This window comes from Pseudomonas sp. O39, from assembly GCF_045447295.1.
Lineage (GTDB): Bacteria > Pseudomonadota > Gammaproteobacteria > Pseudomonadales > Pseudomonadaceae > Aquipseudomonas > Aquipseudomonas antarctica_A.
On sequence record NZ_JBJGXV010000008.1, the window covers coordinates 72,163 to 86,727 of the forward strand.

The 14,565-nt window shown below is 59.2% G+C and carries 14 protein-coding genes; 4 read left to right on the forward strand and 10 right to left on the reverse strand.

Features of this window, described 5'->3' with window-relative positions:
- The first annotated feature begins 39 nt into the window (after nucleotides 1–39).
- From ACI77D_RS13570 to ACI77D_RS13585, 4 genes are all read left to right on the forward strand, one after another.
- Nucleotides 40–216: a DUF6026 family protein gene (locus tag ACI77D_RS13570; RefSeq protein WP_156526286.1), complete on the forward strand. Its 177-nt coding sequence runs from the start codon at nucleotides 40–42 to the stop codon at nucleotides 214–216.
- Nucleotides 217–380: 164 nt separating this feature from the next.
- The gene (locus ACI77D_RS13575; RefSeq protein WP_407016763.1) at nucleotides 381–2,123 is read left to right on the forward strand and encodes a phosphoethanolamine transferase CptA; all 1,743 of its coding nucleotides are present in this window, start codon (nucleotides 381–383) and stop codon (nucleotides 2,121–2,123) included.
- 126 nt (nucleotides 2,124–2,249) lie between these two features.
- The gene (locus ACI77D_RS13580) at nucleotides 2,250–4,478 is read left to right on the forward strand and encodes a TonB-dependent siderophore receptor (protein ID WP_407016764.1); all 2,229 of its coding nucleotides are present in this window, start codon (nucleotides 2,250–2,252) and stop codon (nucleotides 4,476–4,478) included.
- Nucleotides 4,479–4,620: 142 nt separating this feature from the next.
- Entirely contained in the window at nucleotides 4,621–4,842 is a 222-nt protein-coding gene (locus ACI77D_RS13585; RefSeq protein ID WP_407016765.1) for a hypothetical protein, read from the forward strand.
- A 101-nt stretch (nucleotides 4,843–4,943) separates the two neighbouring features.
- On the opposite strand, the gene ACI77D_RS13590 is transcribed toward ACI77D_RS13585, so the two are convergent.
- From ACI77D_RS13590 to ACI77D_RS13635, 10 genes are all read right to left on the reverse strand, one after another.
- On the reverse strand, nucleotides 4,944–5,435 hold the full coding sequence (locus ACI77D_RS13590) for a GNAT family N-acetyltransferase (protein ID WP_407016766.1): 492 nt from the start codon (nucleotides 5,433–5,435) through the stop codon (nucleotides 4,944–4,946).
- Nucleotides 5,436–5,597: 162 nt separating this feature from the next.
- Nucleotides 5,598–6,704: a cell division protein ZapE gene (gene zapE / locus ACI77D_RS13595; protein ID WP_064452731.1), complete on the reverse strand. Its 1,107-nt coding sequence runs from the start codon at nucleotides 6,702–6,704 to the stop codon at nucleotides 5,598–5,600.
- A 15-nt stretch (nucleotides 6,705–6,719) separates the two neighbouring features.
- Complete coding sequence (locus tag ACI77D_RS13600; RefSeq protein WP_407016767.1) at nucleotides 6,720–7,055, reverse strand: nuclear transport factor 2 family protein; 336 nt, start codon at nucleotides 7,053–7,055, stop codon at nucleotides 6,720–6,722.
- A 52-nt stretch (nucleotides 7,056–7,107) separates the two neighbouring features.
- Nucleotides 7,108–7,824, reverse strand: coding sequence for a YafY family protein (locus ACI77D_RS13605; RefSeq protein ID WP_221294960.1), 717 nt, complete (start codon nucleotides 7,822–7,824; stop codon nucleotides 7,108–7,110).
- Between the two features lie 206 nt (nucleotides 7,825–8,030).
- Nucleotides 8,031–10,688, reverse strand: a complete 2,658-nt coding sequence (gene pepN / locus ACI77D_RS13610; RefSeq protein WP_407016768.1) for an aminopeptidase N — start codon at nucleotides 10,686–10,688, stop codon at nucleotides 8,031–8,033.
- A 13-nt stretch (nucleotides 10,689–10,701) separates the two neighbouring features.
- Nucleotides 10,702–11,532, reverse strand: coding sequence for a DUF2797 domain-containing protein (locus ACI77D_RS13615; protein WP_128591797.1), 831 nt, complete (start codon nucleotides 11,530–11,532; stop codon nucleotides 10,702–10,704).
- Nucleotides 11,529–11,789, reverse strand: coding sequence for a YeaC family protein (locus ACI77D_RS13620; RefSeq protein WP_017138108.1), 261 nt, complete (start codon nucleotides 11,787–11,789; stop codon nucleotides 11,529–11,531). The genes ACI77D_RS13615 and ACI77D_RS13620 overlap by 4 nt, the downstream gene beginning before the upstream one ends.
- 14 nt (nucleotides 11,790–11,803) lie before the next feature.
- Entirely contained in the window at nucleotides 11,804–12,673 is an 870-nt protein-coding gene (locus ACI77D_RS13625) for a rhomboid family intramembrane serine protease (RefSeq protein ID WP_064452736.1), read from the reverse strand.
- On the reverse strand, nucleotides 12,670–13,644 hold the full coding sequence (locus ACI77D_RS13630) for a metallophosphoesterase (protein WP_407016815.1): 975 nt from the start codon (nucleotides 13,642–13,644) through the stop codon (nucleotides 12,670–12,672). Before ACI77D_RS13630 ends, ACI77D_RS13625 begins: the two co-directional genes overlap by 4 nt.
- Nucleotides 13,641–14,531, reverse strand: a complete 891-nt coding sequence (locus ACI77D_RS13635) for an NAD(+) kinase (RefSeq protein ID WP_010210870.1) — start codon at nucleotides 14,529–14,531, stop codon at nucleotides 13,641–13,643. Before ACI77D_RS13635 ends, ACI77D_RS13630 begins: the two co-directional genes overlap by 4 nt.
- Between the last annotated feature and the right edge of the window lie 34 nt (nucleotides 14,532–14,565).

Genomic DNA, 14,565 nt, shown 5'->3' on the forward strand with positions numbered 1-14,565 from the left:
TCCGGCACCGCGATCTACCGGCTATTTGCGAGGTAAGCAATGAGCACAGCACAGATGACCCGCCCGCCACAGACCCTTTACGTCAGCGTCCGTCGCGATGAATTGCGCCAATTGAAAGAAGAGCGCGATCAACTGCAGCAGGAAGTCCTGCGCCTGCGCTCGCACCTTCAAGCCCAGTTGGATCAGACTTCAGCCGCACGATCAGCCCTTTGCTGAACCGCCGCTGAACAGAATGTAAGATAACGCCCACAAAATTCTCACAAAGTTTTCACATACCCCTCTCGATACTCCCGCGGAGAAGGGCCACCCCATGCATGGGTGGCCTCTGTTGCGTGCGTCCTTGCGCGTCAACTGCAAAAATTATCGGGTTGGATTACTGGATGGCGATGTTCAAACGCAGCACCACGTCTGCGAAAGGCTTTGATTGGGCCGGTCTCGGCTGGCTGTTTCTGTTTTTCTGGTATTTCTCGGGTATTACCCAACTCCTGATCCAGCTGACCGGCACCTCCGGTTTCAGCGGTTTTCGTCAAGCCTTCTTCCTGAGTGCGTTCTGGCTCGCGCCAATGCTGTTATTCCCGCGCCGTACGCGCCTGCTTGCCGCCTTGATCGGCGTCGTGCTGTGGGCCTGCTCCATGGCCAGCCTGGGTTATTTCTTCATCTACCAGCAGGAATTTTCCCAAAGCGTCATCTTCATCATGTTCGAATCGAACATCTCTGAAGCGGGTGAATACGCCACCCAATACTTCGCCTGGTGGATTGTGCTGGCGTTTCTCGCCCATACCGCCATGGCGGTTTTCCTGTGGACGCGCCTGCGCCCGGTTTACCTGCCGCGAGGCCAATCGATTCTGGCGGCCACCGCCATTGTGCTGGCGGTTGTCGGTTACCCATTGGTGAAACAGATTGCGACCAACCCGACCATGGAACTGGCCATCGACGGCTTCGAATCCCGTGTCGAGCCCGCCGTGCCATGGCAGATGATCGTCGCCTACCGCCGCTACACCGAACAGCTCAATAGCATGCAAGGCATGCTGACCAGCGCCAGCAAGATCCCGCCCTTGAAGAACCTCAAGGACACCATGGCCGGCCAACCGTCAACGCTGGTGCTGGTGATCGGTGAATCCACCAACCGCCAGCGCATGAGCCTTTATGGCTACCCGCGCAACACCACACCGGAACTGGACAAGCTGCGCGACCAACTGGCGGTGTTCAACAACGTCATCACCCCACGCCCCTACACCATTGAAGCGCTTCAACAAGTGCTGACGTTCGCTGATGAAGAGAACCCGGACCTGTACCTCAAGACGCCGTCGATTGTCAGCGTGATGAAACAGGCCGGCTACAAGACCTACTGGATCACCAACCAGCAGACCATGACCAAGCGCAACACCATGCTCACGACCTTTTCCGAACAGGCCGACGAGCAGGTGTATCTCAATAACAACCGCAACCAGAACGCCCGCCAATACGACGGCGACGTACTGGCGCCGTTCGCCAAGGCCATGGCCGACCCCGCCGAGCGCAAATTCATCGTGGTGCATTTGCTGGGCACTCACATGAGCTATCAATACCGCTACCCGCCGACGTTTGAAAAATTCACCGATCGCCAGGGCGTACCGGCCGGCATCAGCGACGCCCAACTGCCGATCTATAACAGCTACGACAACGCGGTGCTGTACAACGACTTTGTGGTGTCGAGCCTGATCAAGGATTACGCCAAGACCGACCCCAACGGCTTCCTGCTGTACCTCTCGGACCATGGCGAAGACGTCTACGACTCGGCGGGCCATAGCACCCTGGGCCGTAACGAGGGCAAACCCACTGCGCCGATGTACACCATCCCGTTCATGGCCTACGCCTCACCGAAATGGCGCGAAACCCATGATTGGAGCTTCGCCGGTGACTTGCAGCGCGCCTCCAGCAGCTCACAGCTGATTCACACCTGGGCTGACTTGGCGGGGTTGAGTTTTGATGAGTGGGACCGCAGCAAAAGCCTGGTCAGCGACAGCTTCAAGGCGCGTCCGCTGATGATTGGCGATCCCTACATCGGCCAGAAAAAAGGCCTGATTGATTTCAGCCTGCTCAAGCCGAAAAAAGCTGATGCCGCCGAGGTGGTGGTTAAGTGATGACTGGCTCTGCAATCAAAAGATAACAATCATTCTCGTTCAAGCCTAAAGTTCCACGCCTCCTTTCGTCTTTGAGCCAAGGCCTTTTCTTAATGAGAAGGCCACAAAGACAAGGAGTCTGCCGCGATGTTTGTGCCTTTTACCCGCTCCATGACCTTCACCGTTGGCCTGTTCAGCGTCGTGCTGAGCCCGGAGCTGCTAGCCGAAACCGACCCCGAGCACACCGTGCTGGAGCTGGGTAGCACCCGTGTCACTGCCGAAGGCCTGGGTGCCACTACCGAGCACAGCCAGGCCTATACCACCGGTTCGATGAGCACCGCCACCCGCCTGAACCTGTCCATCAAGGAAACCCCGCAATCCATTTCGGTGATCACCCGCCAGCAGATGGATGACTTCAACCTCAACACGCTGACCGACGCCCTGCGCCAGACCACAGGGGTAACCGTGCAGCACCTGGACTCGGATCGGGCGGGTTACTCGTCCCGCGGCTATTCGATCAACAACTTCCAGGTTGACGGGATGCTCAGCACCTTCGGGCGTATGAAGTCGGATGCCGACACCATCATTTACGACCGCATCGAGGTCGTGCGCGGCGCCACTGGCCTGACCACCGGCGCAGGCGACCCTTCGGCCACGGTCAACATGATCCGCAAGCGCCCTACCGCAGACTGGCAGGCCAGGACCGGCGTCAGCGCTGCCAGCCATGACAATTACTACAGCTACGTCGATGTGGGCGGCCCCCTGGCGTTTGATGGACGACTGCGCGGGCGTACCGTACTGGCTTACCGTGACAGCCAGTCCTATCGCGACAACTACGCGCTGCAACGGGAGGTGGGCTACGGCATTCTCGAAGGCGACCTGACGGACGACACGGTGGTCGCCGTAGGTTTCGACTATCAGAACAAACATGTGCAAGGCACCTCCTGGGGCACCCTGCCCTATTGGAACAGCGACGGCAGCAAGGCCCGGCTGTCGCGCTCGGCGAACATGGCCGCCGACTGGAGCTCCTGGCCGCTGAAAGACAAGACCACCTTCGCCTCCATCGATCACAAACTGTCCCCCGACTGGCGCCTGAAAGCAGCGTATACCCATCGACAGAGCGACACTGATGGCAAGGTGTATTACGGAGGCGCCGGCTTCCCCAATCCGGATGGCAGCGGCATGAACGCCTGGACCAACCAAATGGTCGGCACGTCGAAAATGGACGTGGTGGATTTCAATCTCACCGGCGCCTACCCATTGTTCGGGCGCGAGCATGAGCTGATGGTGGGGTATGGCGAGTCCGAACAGCGGGACACTTCGCCGTTCCAGCGCTACACAACGCCCGAGGGCTACGAACAAATCAAACAGTGGCAACACATGGGCGGTATCGTAAAATTTCCCGACCGCACCACCGGCCTGAAGGGTCAACACGACAGCAAAAAACAGACGGCGGGTTACCTGGCCACGCGCCTGAGCCTCACCGACCGACTGCACGCTGTGCTGGGAAGCCGTTACGGCAGTTGGGAAAGCGAAAAGATCTCCCCCGACTACAACAGTAATAATCAGTTGATCAACGCCAGCAAAACCAGCCAGACCCACAACGACATGTGGACGCCGTATGCCGGTTTGCTCTACGACATAACGCCCGAATACACCGTGTATGCCAGCTACACCGATATTTTCAACCCGCAGGACGAACGTGATGCCAGCAAGAAGTACCTGGAACCCGTGGTGGGCAGCAACTACGAGGTCGGCCTCAAGGGCAGCCTGCTCAACGAGCGCCTGAACCTGGCCAGCGCTTACTTCTGGAGTACCCAGGATAACGTCGCCGAGCTCGATAACAGTGCGCCGCCGGACCCGATCACGCGCGAGCAATTCTACAAATCAGGCGGTAAAGGCAATAAGGTGCAAGGCTTTGAGGTGGAGGTATCGGGCGAGGTCATGCCGGACTGGAACCTCACCGCAGGCTACACCTACACCCACTCACGCAATGGCGAGAAGCAACGTGCCAACCGCAACCAGCCCCTTAATCTGTTGAAAGTCTCAACGGCCTATCGCCTGCCGGGACAGTGGCGTGGGTTGACGGTGGGTGGCGCGGTGAACTGGCAAAGCGATGCCTACGACTTTGCCCAGCGCCCGACAGGTGCCCGGGGTGATAACGGTGACCTGATTACCGAAAGCACCAAAATCACGCAACAGGCCTACACCGTGGTCAACCTGATGTCGCGCTACCAGTTCGACGAACATGTTTCGGCCTCGATCAACGTCAATAATCTATTTGATAAAAAATATTACGAACGCGTCGGCTTTTATAACGGCGTGTATTGGGGAGAACCGCGCTCCCTCACGCTGGCTGTGGACTGGAGGCTTTAAACCCCCGAACCCGAAGTTAACAAAAACGTTAACTTCGGGCCGCGCCACGTTAATTCCCACTTAATAAGATAGCGCCATAGTCGCTTCACGAATCGGATCACGGAGCGATCAGACACCTCTCACTCTTAATGGGAATACTGCCATGAAACTCTCCACCTTGATGCTTGCCAGCCTGATGACCCTGACCTCCGCAGCCGCCTTTGCAGAAGGCGGCGCAGAGCGCTCGAAGGAGTTCTACAACAACTTCACCTTTATGCCGCAGAAGACGCACGGCACCACTGATCAAACTGCGCTGGCCGACGGCAAGAATGTAAAGACCGGCACTGCCGATCAAACCAGCGCAGAGCAACATCCCAACAGCTGATTTAATCGTTAGTTAATCCGCATTACCCTGTGCCATTCCGCTCCTTTGGCAAAGGTTAACTTGGCGCCATTTAATGGCGCCTTTTTTTTGCATCTTATTTATTAAAGCGGCTTGCTCCAGAACAGCATGCGCCCATGAGCGGGATCAAAAATCGAATCATCAAAACCGAACTTGCGGTACGCCGATTGCGCGACATCATTGCCTTCAAGCACTTCCAGGGTGATCTTGCAGCAACCACGCTGACGCGCGATCTCCTCGACCTTGTTCAACATCTTCTGGCTCAACCCCAAGCCACGAAACTGCTTCATCACCATCACGTCGTGAACGTTGATCAATGGGCGGCAGGCGAACGTCGAGAACCCTTCGAAACAATTGACCAGCCCCGCCGGTTCACCACCGACAAACGCCAATACGCTGAACGCGTGGGGGCGCTTGGCCAGCTCGGCGGGCAATTGCAGCAACAGATCAGCAGGCAACGTATGACCGCCGCCCATAGGGTCTTCAGCGTAATGGTTGAGCACCAGGCCGATGGCCTCGGCGTGCACGGGGTTGGTGTAGCTGGCTTGCAGTACCAGGATGTCTGGGGTGTCCATTTCCTTCCTCAATAACGACAACAAGGGAATCGGTTCCCTTTGAGGCGACGATTGTAAGCATGGACTCAGCCGCAGATGAAGGAGATTAACTACAAATGCCTGACAGAAAGTACGCAGGTTGTGCACATAAAACGCTGTTATCCGTTTTTTTAAGGCATTGTCCTATACACCAAAGCGCTGCAGTTGCATCTCCTGCAAGCGGCTGAGGGTGCGGCGGAACGGAAACTCCAGGTAACCTTCGGTGTAGAGACTTTCCAGCGGGACGCTGGCCTCGATGAACAACGGCACCTTGCGGTCGTAGCATTCGTCGACCAGTGCGATAAAGCGCCGCACACTGTCATCGTGCACCGACAGTTCAGGCAAATCGCGATCACCTGCCACCACGCGCTGCGCAGCATCTTCAGTGCCACGGGCAATCCGGCCCGGGCGTTTTTGCGCGCTCAGGTTGGGGACTTCACCCAGCAAGATCGCCTTGAAGCGATCGCACAGCAACATGAAATCCATCGCGGCCAGCGGCTGCTCGCACAGCTCCAAATAGCGACACCAGAGCACCGTATCACTGTACTGCACCGTCACAATCGAGCGAAAACCAACACTGACCGGCCCACTGCTCAGCGCCTGCCCTTCGGTCAATTGTTTGAACACCGTGGCGAGCGCATGCGGCTGGTCTACCCAATAGCGCTGCAGCCCTACACCGGGATGCAATCGGTGGTCTTCACCGCCGTCTACCGCTACCACCTGCATGTGCTGCTTGATCGCCTCGATACCCGGCAGGAAACGCTCGCGATTGAAGCCGCCGGCGTACAGCTGATCGGGAGGTTGATTCGAGGTGCAGACCATCACCACACCTTCTTCGAACATCACCTGGAACAGCCGGCCGAGAATGATAGCGTCACCGATGTCATTGACGAACAACTCGTCAAAACACAGCACGCGCACTTCCCGGCTGAGCTCCCGCGCCAAGGCCTGCAAGGGATCGTGGATGCCGCTGAGCTGGAACAGGCGCTGATGCACCCACCCCATGAAGTGGTGAAAGTGCTGGCGCCGCGCAGGCACTCGCAGGCTTTGATAGAACTGGTCCATCAACCAGGTTTTGCCCCGACCGACCGGCCCCCACAGGTAAACCCCGGGAATCGGCGAGCGCCCTTCGTGCAAGGCTTCGTGGCAGGTTTGCAAGGCTTGCACCGCCCGGCGCTGGGCGTCGTCAGGTACGAAACCTTGCTGGGCGATGGCGTGTTGGTAAGCCGTGAGCGGCGATTCAAAAGTCATGCGTGCCAGTATGACTTACACAGAGATATCCAGCCGTGAAATCTTGCCCTGCTCGTTCAGGCGAAAGGTGTAGCGCAATTCCAGTGGGCTCCCCGGAAAATTCCCGGACACCACGTTGCTGACCAACACCTTACCGGTGCGATGCTGCACCTTGATCACTTCGACCCTGGGCTGATAACGACGCCCGGAGTCTTCCATCCAACGGGCGATGGCGGCCGTACCGACTTGATGCTCACCTTCATCGAAGACGTTGGCATCGTCGGCAAAACATTCGGTCATCACCGAGGTATCACGGCTATTGGCCGCAGTGATATAGGCCACGATGGCGGGGGCCAATTCAGGCAGGGACATGGCACAGCTCCTTTTTTAGCGATTTATGGCGTCATGCTAAGCCAGAGCTGTGTCAGTTTTTGTCAGGAGTAAAGGGCCCGGACTCATTCTGTTCCATCAACTTGCGCCACGCCCGTAAAAGGTCGCTGCGCCGCCCGGGATAACGCGCCTGCTGGACTTCAGCTGCGGCCACCCGGTCGGTGCGAAAGGTGCGATAAGCACCACGCAACTCGCACCACGCTACGATGACCCGCACCTCATTGAGAAAGCCCAGGGCCAGGGGCCAGATCAGTCGATGGCTCTGGGTCTGGCTGGCATCCGCATAATCAATGTGCAGCGTGGCTTGGTTGCGAATCGCCTCGCGAAACACGTTAAGCGGCACGCGGTTTTCCGGGTAGCCAAACCCGGGCGGCCCAGGCAGCAGCGTCGGGTTACGCAGGGCTTCCTGCGCGGCGGGATCGAGCACGTCGGCAATCTTCGCCAAGGCATTGGCGGCCGCACGGCTCAGCACGTCATCGCCACGCTGGTCCACATAGCGTAAACCCAGCACGATGGCTTCGGTTTCCTCGGCGTTGAGCATCAATGGCGGCAGAAACAGACCGCTGCGCAACACATACCCAATCCCCGCTTCGCCGAAAATCGGCGCCCCCAGCGCAGTCAATTCAGCAATATCGCGGTACAGCGTACGCTCGGACACCTCTAACTGAGCGGCCAATACAGCAGCGGTCACAGGGCGTTTTTTGCCCCGCAGGGCCTGCAACAAGGTCAGTAAACGAGTGGTACGCGACACGTCGATCCCGCCGTAAAGGAAAAAGTGCCGCAGCTTAGCAGAGCACCCTGCCAGAAAGTGTCAGCAGCAAAAACGCCCTGCGTACGAAATGAATGGCCGCGAAAATACAGTTCGGCGCGGCAACATAGCGTGAGCGCCACGACGGCCGCGGGTTGTTAGAGACGAAAAAAAACGGCCTGAACAGGCCGTTTTTTTATTTGCAGAACTTACGCAAGGCTCTTGCTGACCACCTCGAACACATCACTCGACAGCTCACCGGACGCACGAATGCGCTCCAGTTCCGCCTTCATCAACGCTTGGCGCGCGCTGTCGTATTTACGCCAGCGGGTCAGCGGCGCCAATTGGCGCGAAGCGATCTGCGGGTTAAAGGCGTTCAATTGAATCACCAGGTCCGCCAGGAACCGATACCCCGAGCCATCCGCCGCGTGGAAGTTGATCAGGTTCTGCCCGGCAAATGCGCCGACCAGCGCCCGTACCTTGTTCGGATTCTTGATGTTGAACGCCGGGTGTTCCATCAGCGCGTTGACCCGAGCCAGCCCGCCCGGCAAGGTGCTGCCGGCCTGTACGCTGAACCACTGGTCCATGACCAAGGGGTTGTCTTTGAAGTTCTCGGCAAATACCGACAAGGCATGGGCTTTTTCTACCTCGAACGGTGAGTTCACCAGCACCGCCAGCGCCGTCAAGCGTTCGGTCATGTTGTCGCAGGCGTCGAACTGTTCCAGGGTCGCGGCCAATACTTCAGGCTTGCCGCTGAGCATCAGGTACGACAGCGCAATGTTCTGCAACGCGCGACGCGCAAAATGCTCGGCCGCCGCGACATAAGGCGTCTGTTTGGACAGCTCGCGATTGGCCTGGTAACGCAGCCACAGGCCTTCGAACAGGTTATCAGCCAACTGCTTACGGGCAAACTCACGGGCGGCGTGGATGGCATCGACATCCGCCACTTCGCTGATTTCCGTCAAGTAGGCTTCGCTTGGCAACGACAGCATTTCGGCGACCATCGCCTGGTCCAGGCGTTCATCGCTGAGCACTGTGCGCAAGGCATCGATCAGGCGTTGATCCAGCTTCAGCGGCTGGCCCGCCTGATGCTGGGCGATCAGTTCCTGCAACACCTGCACCGACAGTTGCTGGCCGGCATCCCAGCGGTTGAAGCCGTCGCTGTCGTGCTGCATCAGGAACATCAGTTGATCGCGGTTGTACGGGAAGCTCAGTTTCACCGGTGCCGAGAAACCACGCAGCAGCGAGGGCAGCGGCTGTTCGGCGATATCAACGAAGGTGAAGGTCTGCTCGGCTTCGGTCACCGAAATGACCCGAGACGTGCCACCGGCAGCCGCTTCACCGGCCAGGCGCAAGGCAATGCCGGCGCCCTTCGCATCCAGCAAGCCCAACTCAACCGGAATCACGAACGGCAGTTTCTGCACCTTGTCCGGGGTTTCCGGGCAGCTCTGGCGGAAGGTCAGGCTGTAGGTTTTGGCGGCGGAGTCGTAAGACTCGCTCACCGCCAGACGCGGCGTACCGGCCTGGCTGTACCAGCGCTTGAACTGAGTCAGGTCAGCACCGTTCGCGTCTTCCATGGCCTTGATGAAATCATCGCAGGTCACCGCCTGGCCGTCGTGGCGTTCGAAGTACAGGTCGCTGCCTTTACGGAAGCCTTCTGCACCGAGCAAGGTGTGGATCATGCCGACCACTTCCGAGCCCTTTTCGTACACAGTCAAGGTGTAGAAGTTGGAGATTTCGATAAAACTGTCCGGGCGCACGGCGTGGGCCATGGGGCCGGCGTCTTCGGCGAACTGGTGCGTACGCAGGTACGCCACGTCCTGGATGCGCTTGACCGTGGCCGAGTTCATGTCGGCGGAGAAGCCCGAATCACGGAACACGGTGAAGCCTTCTTTCAGCGACAGCTGGAACCAGTCGCGGCAGGTCACCCGGTTGCCCGACCAGTTGTGGAAGTATTCGTGGGCGACGATCGCCTCGACCCGCTGGTGCGCGGCATCGGTGGCGGTTTCGGCGCGGGCCAGCACGGCGCTGGAGTTGAAGATATTAAGGCCCTTGTTCTCCATGGCGCCCATGTTGAAGTCGTTGACCGCCACGATCATGAAGATATCGAGGTCGTACTCGCGGCCGTAGGTTTCTTCGTCCCAGCGCATGGATTTTTTCAGGCTGGTCATGGCGTGCTGGCATTTGTCGATATTTTCCGGCTCGACGTAGATGCGCAGCGCCACTTCACGGCTGGTCATGGTGGTGAACGTGTCTTCAACACACCACAGGTCACCGGCCACCAGCGCAAACAGGTACGCCGGTTTCTTGAACGGGTCTTCCCAGGTCGCCCAGTGACGACCGTCTTCACCCGGGCCGCTGGCAATCGGGTTGCCATTGGACAGCAGCACCGGGTAGCGGTGTTGCTCGGCGATTACCGTGGTGGTGAAGGTGCTCATCACGTCCGGGCGGTCTAGGTAATAGGTAATCTTGCGAAAGCCCTCGGCCTCGCACTGGGTGCAGAACATGCCGCCGGATTTGTACAGGCCTTCCAGGGCGGTGTTGGTTTCCGGGTGAATGCGCACGCTGGTGTCGACCGTGAAGGTTTCGCGGGTCGGGTGCAGGGTCAGGTGGCTGTCGGTCAGCTGGTAGTCAGCCTCGGTCAGTTCCTGATCGCCCAGGTTCACGGTCAGCAGCTCCAGCTGTTGGCCATCGAGCACCAGCGGCGGCAGGCCGGCACCGCGTTCAGGGTTGCGGCGCATCACCAACTGCGCGTGGACCAGGCTGTGGTCCTCGAACAACTCGAAGGTCAGGTGCGTCTCTTCGATCAGGTAGTCCGGCGCCTGATAGTCCTTCAGGTAAATCATCTTCGGTTGTTCGGTGCGCATGGGTTGCATCCTTTTACTGATGCACGGCGAGCTGGTAGGCCGTGTACTTACGAATGTTGATAACGCCGGTATCGAAGATCAGGTATTGGCCCTTGATCCCCAACAGCGTGCCTTCGGCAATCGGGTTCTTGTCCAGGTTGAAGCTGACAATCTTGGCCGGGTATTGCTCGACCGGGTAACGGATCTCGATGGGTTCGATGTCGGTCACCGGTTGGATGGCCTGCAGGCCAAAGCGTTCCTGCAAACTCAGCAGGCCTTCAGCACAAGAGGCAAACAGCTGGTCGCGCACCTGCTTGAGGTCCACCGATTGCGCATCGCCCTTGAGCAAGGCGCGCCAGTTGGTCTTGTCGGCCACTTGGCTGCGGAACAGGTCTTCGACAAAACCGGACTGCTGGCGGGTCGCGACGCGCATGATCGGCAGCGCCTGGCTGGCGCCCTGGTCGAGCCAACGCGTCGGCAGTTGGGTGGCACGGGTGATGCCGACCTTGATGCCCGACGAATTGGCCAGGTACACCACATGGTCGGTCATGCAGAATTTTTCGCCCCAGCCGGGATCACGGCAAGTACCGGCGTCATAATGGCAACGCTCGGGGCTCATGATGCACAGGTCACACTGGGCCAGTTTGGTCATGCACGGGTAGCAGTACCCCTGGCTGAAACTGGTTTTGGTTTTGCGGCCGCAATGGCTGCAATGAATGGCACCCAGGTATTCCAGGCGCACGTGAGTGCCGATCAACGGGTTGACCGGCACCTCGGTGTCGCCCAGACGAAACGCGTATTGAACGGTCGGCTCACCGAGTTGCGCCGACATTTTGCTGACTGCACCACGACCGATTTCAATCAATGGATCGCATCCGACTTGAACAGAATGTTCGGCACCGGCGCCGATTTGGACGCGCATTCCTGCGGGCCCATGTAGCCGGTGCGCTGCTCTTCCGGCAGGTTCTGGATTTCCCAGGCGATCACCGCTTGCAGGGACAGCTCGCGTTGCTCGGCGGTGAGCTTGCGGCCGTCGGACCATTTGCCGATTTCCACGGCCAGTTTGAGGCTCTCGTAAATATCCGGGGTGATGTTTTCGATCATTTCAGCAAAAGAGGACATGAGGCTCTTCCTTATCAAATAGAAGCTTTGCGGCGGCTGTAAAGCCCGCCCAGCAAACCTGTCAGGCAACCGATAACCAGGCCGCCGACGTGGGCAGCGTTGGCGATTTCGCCGAAACCGATCATCGAGACCAGCCCCGACAGGCACAGTACCAGCCATACCAACATCATCACCAACACCCCACGGGGCAGGCGATAGGCCGGGTTAGGCGACAATAATTGAAAAATCCAGCAATGCCCGAGCAAGCCATACAACACACCGGACAGGCCGCCAAACAGGCCGGGGCCGCCATAGGCGTATTGAGCGTAGTTGGAGACCAGGCTGAACAACAACGTCAGGCCCAGCAGGTTGATACTGCCCTGGCGCACTTCGATGCGGCGGCCCAGTTCCCAGTACCACATGCCATTCATCGCCAGGTGCAGGATGCCGAAGTGGATCAGCATCGGGGTGACCAGCCGCCACCACTGCCCCGAGGCCATGGTTTCGGCAAACGGCGTGAACTGGATGTACTCACCCGTCACGTGAAACGGCAGGAACGTCAGCCAGCTCATGGCTTGCAGGTTTTCGCCCAGCAGCGTTACCGCGCCGACGATAAGGCTCGCCAGCAGCACCAGCGCCGTGACCGGGCTCATGCGCAATTGCTGGACGAAGCCTGGACGCGTAACGGGTGCCTGCTCGGGAATATCCAGTTGCTGGTCCGGGTCACCGGCGGGAAAGCGCTGGTACAGCACGCGCACGTCGTCGCTGATGGTCTCGGGCACCCACAACACCTGTTCCCCGGCTTCCTCGCTGACGCGATGCGGCACTTGCATACGTTGCAGCAGTTTGACGAAACCGCCCAGGTCGACGCTCAGTGGCAAGCGCAATACAGCCACGGTACTCATGACATCACCTCGGGCCGCTCAACGTCGACCCATACGAATTTACGCGGATCCAGTTGGGTTTCCTGGTCCAGTCGATAGGCCACCAACTTGCCGTACAGTACCGCGCTGTAGTCCAGGCAGGCCAGGTTCGGGCGGATCGGCGCCGGTTTGCCGCTGCGCCAGTAGTGGCCGACGAACAACAACGGTTCGTCGACGCCGTAGCGCAACAGGGAATTTTTCTGCGAGGACGACAGTGGCGTACGCGCCACCGGCTCCGGCAGCGCATCGGGCTGGAACACGATGTCGCCGTAGGTTTTCGGGTCGTCTTCCCAGAACTTGGTGCGAAAGAACGAACGCGTCAGGCCATCACCACCGGTCAGCGTCAGGCCATCCGGCAGGCGCATGTCTGTGCCGCGCAACAGGCGGTCGAACGCGTTGCAGGCAAAACTGCCCGGCACGGCAGCGGCCTGCAGGAAGTGCTGGTCGATGCAGCCATCCGGGAAGGTGGCGCGCAGCGGCTGGATAAAGCCGTCATCCCAGCACGCATGCACCACACGGAAACGCCCGGCGTCGACAAACAGCGGCATGTCATAGAACCAGCCGAGGAAGTCATGCCAGTCAGCCGGGTGGTGCTCGAACTGGGTCAGGGTCTCGTGGATCAAGCGGGCGTGGCGCGGGTTGTGCTCACGCACGAACTGCTTGCCACTGCCCGGCGGCGCCGGTGTGCTCCAGCCCAGTGCGTTGAACTCATGGTTGCCCATGATGCACAGCGCCTGTCCGGCCTCGGCCATGTCATGGACGATATGCAGCGCCTCGCGAATGCGTGGGCCACGGTCGATGATATCGCCGAGGAACACCGCCATTCGCGACGGATGGCGCCAGGTGCCGCCCTGCTTGTGGTAACCCAATTGGTCGAGCAAGTGCTCAAGGGTATGAGCGCAACCGTGCACGTCACCAATCAGGTCGTAGCTACGCGCGGGATCGAGCATCAGTCGCCTCCACCCCCCAAGCGGCTGCCCCAGCCCAACTTGGTCCGGCACACTTCGTAGTAATTGTGGTCCAGCGGGTGGATCAACCGCAGCTTCTGTGCCTTTTTGCTTACGGTGATGGTGTCACCGGGGGCGCAGGTAAAATGGTTCTGCCCATCACAGGAGACTTGCGGGTAGATCTGCATGTCTTTGGACACCACGATTTTCAGCTCACTGTTGCCATCGACCACAATCGGCCTGCTGGACAACATATGGGGGTACATCGGCACGATCACAATGGCATCCAGCTTGGGATGCATGATCGGGCCACCGGCCGACAACGCGTAGGCGGTAGAGCCGGTCGGCGTGGCGACGATCAGGCCGTCGGCCTTCTGGCTGCAGACGAACTGGCCGTCGATGTACAGCTCGAACTCGATCATCCGCGTGGATTTGCCCGGGTGCAGCACCACGTCATTGAGGGCATCGCCCTGGCCGATGGCTTCACCGTGGCGGCGCACTTCGGCCTGCAACAGGAAGCGATTTTCCACCAGGTAATGGCCGTCGAGCACCTTGGCGACTTCGACTTCCAGATCATCCGGGCGGATATCCGTGAGAAACCCCAGGCTGCCACGGTTGATCCCCAGCACCGGCACGTTATGCCGCGCCAGGGCCCGTGCCGCGCCGAGCAGGCTGCCGTCGCCGCCCACCACAATCACCATGTCACACACTTCGCCGAGCATCTTGCGCGACGAGGTTTGCAGGCCATGGCCCGGGAGGATTTCGGCGATGGTGTCTTCGAGGATCACATGCAGGTGGCGTTCCAACAGGAACTTTTTCAGCCGGCGGACGGTGTCCAGCACCTGGGTACTGCCCAGGCGACCGATAATGCCGATATTGCGAAATTGCTCCATGGGGCTCCTGCGGGATTTGGGGTGTGGCAAAAAG